We start from the raw sequence: 13,200 nt of genomic DNA, 5'->3' as shown, positions 1-13,200 counted from the left end.
CGAAACATAGTACCCGTTCGCATAAATTACATCAATAAAACTACCTGTTCTAAGTACAACACATGGCTAACTTTTTCAAAAACATTCGTCGTCGGAAAGACCCAATGGCTCTGCTGGCTGATTTTAAAGACGACGGAGATATTGGCGGCACGCACCTGGTTCGCACCCTTCGCCTGAAAGACCTGGTATCATTTGGTATTGCTGCCATTATTGGCGCTGGTATCTTCAGCACCATTGGTAATGCGAGTGCCGCTGGCGGGCCCGGCGTTTCGTTTCTGTTTATTTTTACGGCCATTGCCTGCGGATTTTCGGCGTTATGTTATGCCCAGTTCGCTTCTACCATACCTGTTTCGGGTAGCGCCTATACGTATGCGTATGCATCATTCGGTGAATTGGTGGCCTGGATAATTGGCTGGGACCTGTTGATGGAATATGCCATCGGCAACATTGCCGTAGCGATTTCGTGGTCGGATTATTTTACGGCAGTGCTGCGTGGCATCGGCATCGGGCTACCCGAATACCTGACCATGGATTACCTGAGCGCTTCGCGTGGGTACGAGCAGGCAACGGCCTTACTGGCACAGGGCGGTACACTCGATACGTTGCCAAACACTGTTATGCAGGCATACCTGGCATGGCAGAATGCGCCCGTTTTAGCAGGCATGCGCTTTGTAGCCGATATTCCTGCGCTCGGTATTGTTATCCTGATCACGTACCTGGTTTATATCGGTATTAAAGAATCTAAAAAGACGGTTAATATACTGGTTATCCTGAAGTTGCTGGTAATCTTGCTGGTGATTGTGGTTGGCGCTTTTTACGTGAATACAGATAACTGGAGCCCGTTTGCGCCAAATGGCATATCCGGCATCATGAAAGGCGTTTCGGCTGTCTTCTTTGCCTACATTGGTTTTGATGCTATCTCCACCACAGCCGAAGAATGCGAAAACCCGCAACGCGATCTGCCTCGTGCCATGATCTTTGCGCTCATCATCTGTACAACACTCTACGTTATACTTGCCCTGATCCTGACTGGTATGGTTCCTTTTTCAGAACTGGCCGTAGGCGATCCGCTTGCTTATGTATTCTCAAGAGTTAACCTCGATGTGATAGCTGGCATTGTAGCTGTAAGTGCGATTATTGCGATGGCAAGTGTGTTGTTGGTTTTCCAGTATGGCCAGCCACGTATCTGGATGAGCATGAGCCGCGATGGTTTATTGCCGGGTCTTTTCTCCAGCATACATCCAAAGTATAAAACACCGTGGTTTGCTACCATTGTAACAGGTTTTGTAGTAGCTGTGCCTGCCCTATTTATGAACCTGACCGAAGTAACAGACCTGACCAGTATTGGTACCTTGTTTGCGTTTGTGCTGGTTTGCGGCGGCGTACTGGTGCAGCAGGACCGCAACGAGGTACCCATTTCGAAGAAAACATTTAAAGTGCCTTATATGAACAGCAAGTATGTTTTACCTATACTTATACTTACCGGCGTTGCGCTTTTATATGTGTTTAACAAAGAAGGAATGGCCCAGTTTTTTAGCATGACGGATGGCACCGAAACCGGATGGGAAGTGCTGAAGCATAAGCTCCCGATGATCGGTTTTATTATTATTACGATTATCATGACCATACTTTCCTTTACCCGAAACCTATCGTTGATTCCGGTACTTGGATTGCTTACTAACCTTTACCTGATGACGGAACTGGGCTTTACAAACTGGAGCCGTTTTCTGGCGTGGCTCGGGCTTGGGCTGATCATCTACTTTATTTACGGCTATCGCAAAAGCAAGCTGGCAACCAACGCCACTGCTACCAATTTGCCTGGCTAAAGAATTTGGTACAGCGTTTAAAGTATAAGAACTAATACTAAGTATATAGTACTCATTAAACTTATGACTTTATACTTGTGTTAATCCTTTAACTACTTTACAAGTAACCCGCATATCACGTTCGAACTCAAATTTAAAAAATGAAAAAGATACTTTTGCTCCCGCTTTTATTTTGCCTCTTTTTAGTTGCCTGTGATAAGGACGAACCAACTGAACCAACCGGGCCTGCTGCAAACGAACTCATACAAGGTACCTGGGTTACCCTGGAAATGAAGTATGAGCTGTTCAGTGCAAACGGCACCAAGCTGGCAGAGAAAAAAGATGTACAGTATGATCGGTTCACTTTTGAAAACGGCACCGTTACGGCATTGGACCCATTTGCTAACCCAACTTCAGCCACGTACAGGGTTACTGAGGGGAGCGGAAGCAATACGTCTTTATTTATGAATTTAGGTACATTGCCTACTTCTTTTATGGTCTTGGATATTGATAATTCCGGGTTATGGTTGCGTTCTGATGATGGCGGAGATACACAGAATTTAGGTACCGGGCTTAGTGATAAAGAAAAAAAGCTTGCTATTACCAGGTTAACAATTCAGCTCAATAAAATAAAATAGTTTGTTTTGACCACGTATAAATCATTAAAAAACCGCTGTAGCATTTACAGCGGTTTTTTAATGATTTAATTATTTGCTACCACCTGTCATCGTATCGGTCGTAGTTTTGGTTTGCGGAATCCCGGCTGCCGTAATGGTCGTTCCCAAAATCCCTGAACTCATCCTGGTTACCATAAGCCGCATCGTGCCTAAACCCGTGGTTACCTCTGCTATCGAAGTTGCGGTACTGATCGCCTTCTGCGGGATTATCGAAATTAGGGTTATACCCCATGTTATAGCGGTAAGGCGTACGGCGCTCGTTGTAGATCCAGTCCGGGCGGGAGAAATGATCTATACTATCCAAGCTGCTTTCGGTGCCGTTTTGCAAACCATACTCAGCACTCCGGGGTGTGGCATAATAGTTTGAGGTTTCATACATGGCATTGTAATGATCCTCGCGGCCATTTCCATGATCGTTCGTGTAGTTACGCGCATCGTTCATTTTACGGAACTCTTCGCGCTGCGCTCCCGAATCCGGGCTTGGTTCGTAGCGGCCATTCTCATAAGCATACCGGTACTGGTGGTCGGGTTGGTTATGATTATCCTGTTGCCTGAAGTGGCTATAATGATTCATTCTTTCGTTTCTCATAGTATTAGATTTCAACGGCCTATTTCATTTTGTGCCGTTTGTTAAAGATCAATTGACTGATTTATTACCTGTTGTTTCGGTTACGGTTTTCGGATTCCTGGTTCCAGCGGTCTAAGTTGCTGTTGTGGCTGCCTTCGCCGTAATGCGTCTGGCCTTCGGAATAATTTCTCCCTGCAAATCCGCCACTGTAATCATCATCATACATACGGTTATTTTGCTCGTAACGGCGGTAAGATTCATAGTCTCCGCGAGAACCGCGTGCCTGGTTTTCAGAGCGGCCACCCTGGTTTATATCATGGCCAAAACGCTCGTTTGACATGCCATAATCATCGCGGCGCTGGTTGCTGTTATCTCCTCTGTCGGAGTAATCTGAGTTACTGTAATCGGCACGCGGATCGTAGTGGCGGCCTGAGTTATAGGCGTTACGCGGCGAGAAGGTCATGCCATACATGTTGTCTGAGGAAGAAGAATCCTGCGCAAAATTCTGGCCGCTGTAGCGTGCGCCGCCTACCCCAAACCGGCCTTGCCTAGCCATCTGGTCCTGGTCGGCGTTGGAGTTGAAACTGTTGGTGTCGGTCCAGTCGTTTTCGGCGTTGCTGCCATATCCGCGGTTAAAGTTGGTATCTACGTTATAATTTCCTCTGTCTGAGCGCTGGCCGCTGTGGTGGTTATGCAGCCAGCGTGCATCCTGCTCATTGTGATCGCGGTAATCATCTTGTCTGTTTCTCATAGCTAAACAAATTTAAGTTTGTGGGTTTAGTTTACATCTCCCTTAAATACGTGTGCTACCACGTTCTGGGTTAAGGCCTTACTTTACTTATAAACTAAACCTGACGCGGAATCAACCGTTAAAAAAGTATAAACTAAACCTGATAACGACTATGGAAGGAAATAACTGGTATAACAGAACAGGCTATACAGACTATAGAAACCGTGCAGATGGCGATGAAAGGCCACTGGACCAGAGCGTGTTCCGGGGCTCCTATCGCTTAGATAACGACAGCCAGCACCATAACCAATCTACTTACAACCGCAACAACCAAAGACCTGATCAATTTAACGATCAGCACCGCGGAAACCAGCGCCATGACCAGGATTACGAACGCGACTGGAGCTCCAGGTATCATAACAGCCGGGGCGGTTTTGACAGAGAGGATTATAACGATAACCGTAACAGGAATTACCAGAATCAAAACCAGTACAACAACCAGCAGCAACGATCTTACAACGATGGCCGCCAGAGCAGGCAGTTCAGCAACGACCTGAACACAAATGCAAATTATGGCCCTGACAGCTATAACAATTATAATCGCGGCGAAAATTACGGAAATATGGCTGGCTCGCTTAGCTATGGGTATGATGGCACCTCCAATTATAATCCGGACTGGAACAACCGCTACGACCCGATGAGTGGTGAGATCGGAAGTAAGCATGGCCATTATGCCAGCCGCCGTCCAAATTTTTATACTGATGAGGACCGAGAAAACAACCCCGATGATTTCAGGCCTTTAGGAAGATTATAAACTCAACAGCCCCTACTTCACGTATAAACAGTACACTTAAACTTTAGAACGATGAGCAATAATCAGAATAATAACCAACAAAACGATTCGAACAAGAAAAATAACGACGATAAGAAAGCACCAAATATTAACCCGGTAGCAAAGCAGGATGTCGATAACGATGACCTGGAAAGCGGCCGCGTAGGTGGTGCACCATCACAGAAAAGTGGTAGCAGAGGCGCAGCAGATGTAACAGATGGCGGCCAAGATATGGGCAGCAGTGCAGGAAGCCACTAAGCTATACATTAAAAGTATAAAAGCGGGAAGTTGAAAAGCTTACCCGCTTTTTTTATGCGATTAAGTTAGCAAGGCAGCAGTAAACTATTCCGTTGGATTCCGGTTTAAGCCAACATATGCAAGTTTGCCGTAAATTTTCATACCTTCCTGCTTCAGCAAAGTATACCTCCCGTTTTGATACGGAAAGTATACGTAGCGTTAAAGTATAAATTACGGATACATTGTTATAACCCAGCTGCATGTTTCTTCCTGATCAACACATCGTTATAATTGGCAATGGCATAGCCGGCGCTACCCTTGCTATCAACCTCAGGAAGCAAAGTAACTGCAGCATAACATTGATCTCAGCCGAATCTGCCACACATTTTTCGAGGCCCGCGCTGATGTATGTTTACATGGGCCACATGCGTTACCAGGATATTGTGCCGTACGCCGACTGGTTCTGGCAGGCACAAAGTATAAACCTATTACACGATAAAGTAGAGCAGATCGATTTCAGTAAAAAGCAACTTGTACTGCAGCAAAGAACGCCTGTAAGGTATGATAAACTGGTATTGGCAACGGGCTCCGGTCTGGCTGGTACGCACTGGCTGAAGGCTAATATAAAAGGGGTGCAGGGCTTTGTGACCTTACAGGACCTGGAACTGATGCAGCAACAAACCCAACACATAAAACACGCTGTCATTGTGGGTGGCGGTCTGATCGGGATTGAAATGGCCGAGATGCTGCGCAGCAAAAAAATAGCTGTTACCATGCTGGTCCGGGACAGGCTTTTCTGGCGAAGCAATTTACCGGAGCAGGAAGCCGACCTCATAACCAGGCATATTCAGGAACATGGCATTGAAATCAGGTTTGAAGAAGAACTGGCAGAAATTATTGCGGATAAAAACAGGCAGGTTCAACGTATAAAAACTGTTGCTGGCCAGGAAATACCTTGTGAGTTTGTAGGGATAGCAACCGGCGTAAAACCTGCTGTGGATTTTTTACGAAGCTCAGAACTGGAGTTGGACAGAGGCATTCTGGTAAACGATTACTTCGAAACTTCCCTGCCGGGAGTATACGCCATCGGCGACTGCGCCCAATTTTCGAACCCGAAGCCTGGCATTCCGGCGTTGGAGCAACTCTGGTACACAGGCCGCGCGCACGCCGAGACACTGGCCTTTACACTTGCCGGAACACGAAAAAAGTATGAACGCGGCCCCTGGTTCAACTCCGCAAAATTCCTGGATATCGAGTACCAGACCTATGGCTTTGTGCCGAATAACTGGCCCGATGCGTATGACTCGCTTTACTGGCAACACCCGACGCAACCAAAAGCCATCCGGTTATTCTATGAAAAGGAAACAGCGCTGCTGAAAGGTATAAACTTACTGGGCATCCGGTACCGCCACGATCTTTGCCAGCATTGGTTCACGCAAAACTATACCTTGCACCAGGTTATGCCCGAGTTAAAAGCCGCTAACTTCGATCCTGAGTTTTTCAAAAAGTATGAACCGGAACTGCTCAGTTTGTACTTCAGCCAATTCCCTGACCAAAAAGAAAAGACTGAAAAGTATAACTGGTGGCAGTTGCGTAAAAGACTAAAGTGGGCTTTCACTACCTGATTTATACTTTAAAATACAACATCAACTTACTCCTAATTCAGTATTTATACTTCTAAATTATGCACGCAAGCTCGCCTTTTGTACTAGACAGCTCTCCCTTAAAAGCGATTGGCCTGACCCTGATCGGGCTGGGTTTACTGGGTTTGCTGGTGGCTGGTGTAGGTTACCAGGCGCTGTCTCCTGTTATAAGCGGTGGCGGCGGCATACTTGCTGTTAGCATCGGAAGTATACTTTACATACTTCCTGCACGGCTGGAGTTACCAGTAGCGGCGCAAAATAACGGTGCCTGGCAACAAAGCGCAACTGCCCGTGGTGCAGTGGGCTGGGTAATTGGCATTGTACTGACCGGCTTTTACATTTTGCTTTACTGGTTTCCGGATACATTGCATGGGTTGGTGAAGGCTGTAGAACCGCTCAGCCAACTGCTCCGGAACAGGCCCGCTGACCAGTGGTTTCTGTATGGCACTTTTTATACATTGGCTGTGCTATTGATGGGCGTACATGCGCTGCTAAAGTATAGAAATAACCCTTACCAGCTTATCAAGACGACTTCGGTTATGTTTTTCCAGCTGGGATTTGCGTTTTTGTTGCCCGGGTTGCTTTTGTTTCTGAACGAGCCGGAATTTTATTTTAGTTATTTCTGGCCATTAAAGTATGATTACCTTTTCCCGAGTACGGTTGGCTATTTAGTAGAAAGTGGCGGCGGACTTGGGGTATTCATGATATTCTGGGGGGCTGTGTTGTCGTTTCTGGCTACGCCGGTGCTTACGTATTTCTATGGCAAGCGCTGGTACTGTTCGTGGGTGTGCGGGTGCGGCGGCCTTGCCGAAACTGCCGGCGACCCCTACCGCCACTTATCTGATAAAAGCCGAAACGCCTGGCGCTGGGAAGTAGCCATCATCTACCCTATTTTCGGGTTCATCATCATCACAACCATCCTACTATGGCTCAACTCCTGGAGCGAAGGCAAACTGTTCGGCGATTTGTCTGGTGGCTTTTCCAGAACGTATGGTTTCTTTATCGGGGCGATGTTTTCCGGCGTGATCGGCGTTGGGTTTTATCCCATACTTGGCAACCGCGTCTGGTGCCGGTTTGGTTGCCCGATGGCTGCGTACTTAGGTTTGCTTCAGAAATATTTCTCCAGGTTCAGGATTACAACAAATGGCGCCCAGTGCATTTCGTGTGGCAACTGCTCTACGTACTGCGAAATGGGAATTGATGTGCGCTGGTATGCCCAGCAAGGCAAACCTATTATCAGGGCATCTTGTGTGGGGTGCGGTATTTGCGCGCAGGTTTGTCCGCGGGGTGTCTTAAAACTTGAAAACGGACCGCAGGAAGGGCGTTATGCTGGTTCGGCTCTTATCCGCAGCGAAGATATCCGGATACTCTAAAACAGAAGGCCCATACTTAAGTTAAGTATGGGCCTTCTGTTTTATGTCTTATTGCAGTATTACTGAAGTTCTTCCTGTTCCATGTATTCCCACATGGCATCTTCTGAGAGGCCGTCTTTGGCAGCACAGATCAGCATGGTTGTGTACACGCCTATCAGTAGGAAACTAAGCGGAATCGAGAAGATAAAAGATACAATAAGGGTTTTCATCGGGTCAGGCTTGGATCGCATTTTGGTTGAGGCATACCAAAAAAACAAAACATTGAAAATCCCTGAAATGGCAACAAAATTTATTATATCAAGCATGGGTTATTGCTATAAATTTGCTGATCCGAAGCCTTAAACTGGCCAAAGAAAAACAATACTGATTTTCAGTTTAACAGAAGGCTTCACCCAATAGTTCTTCCCTATCAGAAAAGTGAACCCAAAAAATCAAAACGATTTAATACAAATTAAAAGGCCTTATCTTTAAGATACAAGTAATTCCATCAAATTATTTCACAACTTTTAAAATTCTGCATCCCATACTTTAAGCTCCTGTAAATAAGCATATTAATTATCAAACATCAATTTTGCTACATGGATGCCTTTCCTTATAATCCGGAGCAGGTTTAGCTTGGCCAAATGCTAACCAGATCAGATTTTATACTTTTCCAAACACACCCCTTGTATCAAGCCTCTTTTTTTTATTTATATATTATTAAATAGCAATAACTTACACATACAACCAAGAGTAAATTCTATTAACCAACAAGTTTATACATCCCGGAAGTCAAATATTATCTGCTTTATATCCGTTATTTATGGCTTACCTTCACGTATAAATATAGAATATTTATAAAATCATATTTTACTTTATACAGCTTTTTATGTCAGAGTCTGAAGATGTAAGAACCCGCATTATCAGAGAAGCACAAAAAATGTTTTTTTCCAAAGGCTACTCTACGGTACTGATGTCAGAGATGGCACGTGACCTTGGCATAAGCAAAAAAACGATGTACCGCTATTTTAGCAGCAAAGAAGAACTTCTGGTTGCCGGCATAGCTTATCACAGAAAGCAACTTGATGACGAAGTAGAAGTCATTCTCCAGGATGAGCACCTGTTGTTTCCGGAGAAGGCCAACCAGATCTATAAAGTTATTGGCTCCAGGTTGATTTCAGTTAGCAGTGCGATGTTAAGCGATCTTAAAAAAAATGCACCCAACGCATTAGCTCAAATGCTAAGAGAAAATGTGAGCCTTTCTTATAACCGTTTCAATAAAATTTTAGCCGAAGGGCAACGCCAGGGCTATATCCGGGAAGATCTGAACTATAACATCGCCTGCCTGGCCTACATTCGCTCTGTTGAAACCATGTTTGAGCCTGATTTTATTACACATTTGCCACCGGAGATTCAGGAAGTTATGCCTACCAAACCGGCCGATATTTTCGAAGGGCTGTTATCCATTATTATGAAGGGTATTTTGAAGTAAAAATTTAGCGGCCTTGCCGTGAGCCTTCAAAAGTATAAGCTGGGTGTAAGGTATAAACCAGCCACTTTTTCAGTAAAAAATTGTAAAACAGAAGCGATAAATCTGAACAGCAATAGAAGTCTTTTTTAGCAGATTAAATAAATTTGCGTTGCAAGACTGAAAAAAGGGATATACTTTTACTTCCTTATTTAGAATTATCAAGAAACTGTATAGTATGGCAACTACCGCTGATATCAGAAACGGAGTGTGCATGGAGTATAACAACGATTTATATGTTGTTATTGATTTCCAGCACGTTAAACCTGGCAAAGGTCCTGCTTTTGTTAGAACTAAGCTCAGAAACATTAAAACAGGAAAAGTACTCGACAATACGTTTTCTGCCGGACATAAAATTGTAACGGCCCGCGTAGAGCAGCGCCCGCACCAGTTTATCTACAAAGATGACATGGGTTATAACTTTATGGATATGAGCACTTTTGAGCAGGTAACGTTACCGGAAACGATGGTTCCGTTTGCCGACCTGATGAAAGAAGGCCAGGAAGTTACCATCCTTTTCCATGCCGAAACAGAATCGCCGCTTACCTGCGAAATTCCTCCTTTTGTAGAGCTTACCATTACGTATACGGAGCCAGGCCTTAAAGGAGATACAGCAACCAACGCATCAAAACCAGCCATTGTAGAAACCGGAGCAACCATTCAGGTGCCGCTTTTTATTGGTCAGGACGAAAAAATAAAAGTAGATACACGTACTTATTCTTACGCAGAGAGAGTAAAATAGAACATGAAAGCTAAAGAAATCCAGGACCTTATTGACTTCATCGCTAAGTCCGGTCTGAACAAGGTTAACATCGAAACAGAAGAATTCAAGATCTCTGTAAAACGTGATCCAGACCAGAAAATCACACAGGTACAAGCATCGAGCAGCCATATGGCACCAGCACCTGCTGCACAACCGGCAGCTGCGCCTGCAGCAGCCCCTGCTGCTGCTGCTCCGGCTACCAGCAACGATAGTGATAGCAAGTACATCGCTATTAAAGCGCCTATGATCGGTACTTTTTACCGTGCCGCCAGCCCGGAGGCTCCAATATTTGTAAACGTTGGAGACGAAGTGAAAAAAGGCCAGGTTATCTGTATTATCGAAGCCATGAAGCTTTTCAACGAGATCGAATCTGAAGTATCAGGCAAGATCGTGAAAGTGCTGGTTGATAATGCCTCGCCGGTAGAATACGATCAGCCATTATTCCTGGTAGATCCTAGCTAATGTGCTAATGCTTTCATGTGCTAATGTTTTAATTATTTTAAAGTTGTTATACCTGACCTTAAATAATTAGAGTATTAGCACATCGGCTTTAAATTAGTGTTGAATTAGCACATTACCACATTCTTTAATTAGCACATTAATACAATGTTTAAAAAGATACTGATCGCTAACAGGGGCGAAATTGCGTTGCGCATTATTCGTACCTGCAAGGAGATGGGCATAAAAACGGTAGCTGTATACTCTACTGCCGATAAAGAAAGCCTGCATGTGCGCTTTGCTGATGAGGCCGTTTGTATCGGACCTCCGCCAAGTGCACAATCTTACCTTAATATTCCTAACATTATTGCCGCTGCCGAAATAACAAATGCCGATGCCATACACCCTGGCTATGGTTTCTTGTCTGAGAACGCAGAATTTTCGCGCATTTGCGCTGAGAACAACATTAAATTTATTGGTGCTTCCCCGGAGATGATCAACTCGATGGGCGACAAATCGTCGGCAAAGGCAACCATGAAAAAAGCTGGCGTACCTACTATACCAGGCTCCGAAGGGTTACTTGACTCGATGGAACAAGGTATAAAACTAGCCGCTAAAATAAAGTACCCGATCATCCTGAAAGCAACTGCCGGTGGTGGTGGCCGTGGTATGCGTATTGTGCGCAGCGAAGACGAGTTTGAAAAAGCCTGGAACGATGCCCGTACCGAATCCAAAGCAGCTTTTGGCAATGATGGTATTTACCTGGAGAAGTTTGTAGAGGAGCCACGCCACATCGAGATCCAGCTTATCGGAGACCAGCATGGCCAGGTAGCGCACCTTTCGGAGCGCGATTGCTCTATCCAGCGCCGCCACCAGAAACTGGTTGAAGAAACTCCTTCCCCGTTCATTACCGATGACCTGCGCGAGCGTATGGGCCAGGCAGCTATTGCAGGTGCCAAATCCATTAACTACGAAGGTGTGGGTACGATCGAGTTCCTGGTAGATAAAAACCGTGACTTCTACTTTATGGAGATGAACACGCGTATTCAGGTAGAGCACCCGATCACGGAAGAAGTAATTGATTACGACCTGATCAAAGAGCAGATAAAAGTAGCTGCCGGCGAGAAGATAACCGGTAAAAACTACTATCCGAAAATCCACGCAATTGAGTGCCGTATAAACGCCGAAGATCCGAAGAACAACTTCAGACCGTGCCCGGGTAAGATCACCACACTGCATGTACCAGGTGGCCACGGCGTTCGCGTAGACTCTCATGTGTACTCTGGTTACACGATCCCTTCTAACTACGACTCCATGATCGCAAAGCTGATCGTAACAGCGCAAACCCGCGAAGAGGCACTCGTAAAAATGAAGCGTGCCCTGAGCGAATTCGTGATCGAAGGCATCAAAACCACGATCCCATTCCACTTAAAACTGATGGATGATGCTGGCTTTAAGGAAGGTAATTTCACAACCGCCTACCTGGATAACTTCAATTTCAGTGAGTTAAGTTAACAGCAAGTATAGATTTACAAAAAAAAGATCCCCGGTTATACGCAAAGTATGGCCGGGGATTTTTTATACTTCAGCTAGAAACTATAACCGGCATTTTATACCTTACCTGCTCATAATAAAGTATAAAGTCTTTTTTACTATGAAAAAAATGAATGTAACCGTAATTGGTCTGGGTGGCGTAGGCGGCTATTTCGGTTTTAAGCTTGCCAGCATGTATGCAGGCAGTGAAATTGCAAGGATAGCGTTTGTAGCCCGGGGCACCACTTTCCAAACGGTTTCCCACCAGGGCCTTACGTTACTTTCTCCTGAACATGAGGTCAGCGTCTGCCATCCCTCCTTCCTCACCGAAAGTATAGCTGAGTTACCCGAGACTGATATTTTTCTGATTTGTGTAAAGGAATATGACCTGGAGCAGGTTTGCCAGTCGTTAAAGAGCAGCGTAACAGCAAATACAATACTGCTTCCTTTAATGAACGGAGCTGATATATACGAACGCATCCGAAAGATCATCCCAAACGGTATCGTGTTGCCAGCCTGCGTGTATGTAGCCTCCCATATCAAAGAAAAGGGTGTTGTGGAGCACAAAGGCAAACCAGGTAAAATCTACATGGGCAAAGACCCGCTTCACCCTGATTTCGAACCTGAAGAAACGTATCAGCTATTAAAAAATGCAGGTATTAATATCTCCTACACAGCAGATGCTTTTCCTGAAATCTGGCGGAAATTCCTGTTTATAGCCAGCTTTGGCCTGGTTACGGCGCGTTATAATAAGTCTATCGGGGAGCTTTTGCAGAACCCTGCTTTAAAAGAACAGGCTGCTGGCATTATGCAGGAAATAAAGCAGATCGCAGAGAAAAAAGGAATCGGCTTAACAGATGATGCGATCGAAAAAACGTTTGAACGGGCTGCTACTTTTCCACCTCAGACGCCTACATCGCTGCAGTTGGATGTGCAGGCCGGCAAAAGCCAGAATGAGCTGGAATTATTTGCAGGCACCATAATAAGGTATGGAAAGGAGTTGAACATCGCGACTCCGGTTACAGAACGGATCTATGCAGAACTGAAAAACGGGTTAAAAGCCTGATATTAATATAAAGCAGTGTAGAGACTTT

At 45.2% G+C, this 13,200-nt stretch carries 14 protein-coding genes; 11 read left to right on the top strand and 3 right to left on the bottom strand.

Annotated features, from left to right (window positions below):
• Window positions 1–62 precede the first annotated feature (62 nt).
• Entirely contained in the window at window positions 63–1,826 is a 1,764-nt protein-coding gene (locus DP923_RS14635) for an amino acid permease (RefSeq protein ID WP_207801978.1), read from the top strand.
• A 140-nt stretch (window positions 1,827–1,966) separates the two neighbouring features.
• A complete protein-coding gene (locus DP923_RS14630) occupies window positions 1,967–2,443 on the top strand; it encodes a hypothetical protein (protein WP_112306600.1) in 477 nt (158 codons plus the stop codon).
• A 76-nt stretch (window positions 2,444–2,519) separates the two neighbouring features.
• On the opposite strand, the gene DP923_RS14625 is transcribed toward DP923_RS14630, so the two are convergent.
• Together DP923_RS14625 and DP923_RS14620 are read right to left on the bottom strand one after the other, a co-directional pair.
• Window positions 2,520–3,071, bottom strand: a complete 552-nt coding sequence (locus tag DP923_RS14625; RefSeq protein WP_112306599.1) for a hypothetical protein — start codon at window positions 3,069–3,071, stop codon at window positions 2,520–2,522.
• A 64-nt stretch (window positions 3,072–3,135) separates the two neighbouring features.
• Window positions 3,136–3,801: a hypothetical protein gene (locus tag DP923_RS14620; protein ID WP_112306598.1), complete on the bottom strand. Its 666-nt coding sequence runs from the start codon at window positions 3,799–3,801 to the stop codon at window positions 3,136–3,138.
• Window positions 3,802–3,952: 151 nt separating this feature from the next.
• On the opposite strand from DP923_RS14620, the gene DP923_RS14615 reads away from it, so the two are divergent.
• The 4 genes from DP923_RS14615 (at window position 3,953) to DP923_RS14595 (ending at window position 7,865) form a co-directional block, all read left to right on the top strand.
• Window positions 3,953–4,594: a hypothetical protein gene (locus DP923_RS14615; RefSeq protein WP_112306597.1), complete on the top strand. Its 642-nt coding sequence runs from the start codon at window positions 3,953–3,955 to the stop codon at window positions 4,592–4,594.
• A gap of 51 nt (window positions 4,595–4,645) precedes the next feature.
• Window positions 4,646–4,870, top strand: a complete 225-nt coding sequence (locus DP923_RS14610; protein ID WP_112306596.1) for a hypothetical protein — start codon at window positions 4,646–4,648, stop codon at window positions 4,868–4,870.
• A gap of 239 nt (window positions 4,871–5,109) precedes the next feature.
• The gene (locus DP923_RS14600; RefSeq protein ID WP_112306594.1) at window positions 5,110–6,474 is read left to right on the top strand and encodes an NAD(P)/FAD-dependent oxidoreductase; all 1,365 of its coding nucleotides are present in this window, start codon (window positions 5,110–5,112) and stop codon (window positions 6,472–6,474) included.
• Window positions 6,475–6,533: 59 nt separating this feature from the next.
• Window positions 6,534–7,865 carry a 4Fe-4S binding protein gene (locus DP923_RS14595; protein WP_112306593.1) on the top strand — a complete coding sequence of 444 codons (1,332 nt, stop codon included), beginning with the start codon at window positions 6,534–6,536 and terminating at the stop codon, window positions 7,863–7,865.
• Between the two features lie 59 nt (window positions 7,866–7,924).
• On the opposite strand, the gene DP923_RS14590 is transcribed toward DP923_RS14595, so the two are convergent.
• The gene (locus DP923_RS14590) at window positions 7,925–8,095 is read right to left on the bottom strand and encodes a hypothetical protein (RefSeq protein ID WP_239021048.1); all 171 of its coding nucleotides are present in this window, start codon (window positions 8,093–8,095) and stop codon (window positions 7,925–7,927) included.
• A gap of 638 nt (window positions 8,096–8,733) precedes the next feature.
• Here DP923_RS14590 and DP923_RS14585 point away from each other — a divergent pair.
• From DP923_RS14585 to DP923_RS14565, 5 genes are all read left to right on the top strand, one after another.
• Window positions 8,734–9,336 carry a TetR/AcrR family transcriptional regulator gene (locus tag DP923_RS14585; protein ID WP_112306591.1) on the top strand — a complete coding sequence of 201 codons (603 nt, stop codon included), beginning with the start codon at window positions 8,734–8,736 and terminating at the stop codon, window positions 9,334–9,336.
• A gap of 214 nt (window positions 9,337–9,550) precedes the next feature.
• Window positions 9,551–10,114, top strand: coding sequence for an elongation factor P (gene efp / locus DP923_RS14580; protein WP_112306590.1), 564 nt, complete (start codon window positions 9,551–9,553; stop codon window positions 10,112–10,114).
• Window positions 10,115–10,117: 3 nt separating this feature from the next.
• Window positions 10,118–10,597, top strand: a complete 480-nt coding sequence (gene accB / locus DP923_RS14575) for an acetyl-CoA carboxylase biotin carboxyl carrier protein (RefSeq protein ID WP_112306589.1) — start codon at window positions 10,118–10,120, stop codon at window positions 10,595–10,597.
• A gap of 144 nt (window positions 10,598–10,741) precedes the next feature.
• The gene (gene accC, locus DP923_RS14570; protein ID WP_112306588.1) at window positions 10,742–12,088 is read left to right on the top strand and encodes an acetyl-CoA carboxylase biotin carboxylase subunit; all 1,347 of its coding nucleotides are present in this window, start codon (window positions 10,742–10,744) and stop codon (window positions 12,086–12,088) included.
• A 139-nt stretch (window positions 12,089–12,227) separates the two neighbouring features.
• Window positions 12,228–13,172 carry a ketopantoate reductase family protein gene (locus DP923_RS14565; RefSeq protein ID WP_112306587.1) on the top strand — a complete coding sequence of 315 codons (945 nt, stop codon included), beginning with the start codon at window positions 12,228–12,230 and terminating at the stop codon, window positions 13,170–13,172.
• Window positions 13,173–13,200: the final 28 nt, after the last annotated feature.

Source organism: Pontibacter arcticus, from assembly GCF_003284895.1.
GTDB lineage: Bacteria > Bacteroidota > Bacteroidia > Cytophagales > Hymenobacteraceae > Pontibacter > Pontibacter arcticus.
The sequence above is the reverse complement of the archived record's forward strand: the minus strand, read 5'-3'. Positions and strand labels throughout refer to the sequence as shown.

What these genes read in the sequence shown, in the direction of transcription:
- DP923_RS14635 (WP_207801978.1), top strand. Translation starts at nt 63, where the DNA reads ATGGCTAACTTTTTCAAAAACATTCGTCGTCGGAAAGACCCAATGGCT.
- DP923_RS14630 (WP_112306600.1), top strand. Translation starts at nt 1,967, where the DNA reads ATGAAAAAGATACTTTTGCTCCCGCTTTTATTTTGCCTCTTTTTAGTT.
- DP923_RS14625 (WP_112306599.1), bottom strand. Translation starts at nt 3,071, where the DNA reads ATGAGAAACGAAAGAATGAATCATTATAGCCACTTCAGGCAACAGGAT.
- DP923_RS14620 (WP_112306598.1), bottom strand. Translation starts at nt 3,801, where the DNA reads ATGAGAAACAGACAAGATGATTACCGCGATCACAATGAGCAGGATGCA.
- DP923_RS14615 (WP_112306597.1), top strand. Translation starts at nt 3,953, where the DNA reads ATGGAAGGAAATAACTGGTATAACAGAACAGGCTATACAGACTATAGA.
- DP923_RS14610 (WP_112306596.1), top strand. Translation starts at nt 4,646, where the DNA reads ATGAGCAATAATCAGAATAATAACCAACAAAACGATTCGAACAAGAAA.
- DP923_RS14600 (WP_112306594.1), top strand. Translation starts at nt 5,110, where the DNA reads ATGTTTCTTCCTGATCAACACATCGTTATAATTGGCAATGGCATAGCC.
- DP923_RS14595 (WP_112306593.1), top strand. Translation starts at nt 6,534, where the DNA reads ATGCACGCAAGCTCGCCTTTTGTACTAGACAGCTCTCCCTTAAAAGCG.
- DP923_RS14590 (WP_239021048.1), bottom strand. Translation starts at nt 8,095, where the DNA reads ATGCGATCCAAGCCTGACCCGATGAAAACCCTTATTGTATCTTTTATC.
- DP923_RS14585 (WP_112306591.1), top strand. Translation starts at nt 8,734, where the DNA reads ATGTCAGAGTCTGAAGATGTAAGAACCCGCATTATCAGAGAAGCACAA.
- efp (WP_112306590.1), top strand. Translation starts at nt 9,551, where the DNA reads ATGGCAACTACCGCTGATATCAGAAACGGAGTGTGCATGGAGTATAAC.
- accB (WP_112306589.1), top strand. Translation starts at nt 10,118, where the DNA reads ATGAAAGCTAAAGAAATCCAGGACCTTATTGACTTCATCGCTAAGTCC.
- accC (WP_112306588.1), top strand. Translation starts at nt 10,742, where the DNA reads ATGTTTAAAAAGATACTGATCGCTAACAGGGGCGAAATTGCGTTGCGC.
- DP923_RS14565 (WP_112306587.1), top strand. Translation starts at nt 12,228, where the DNA reads ATGAAAAAAATGAATGTAACCGTAATTGGTCTGGGTGGCGTAGGCGGC.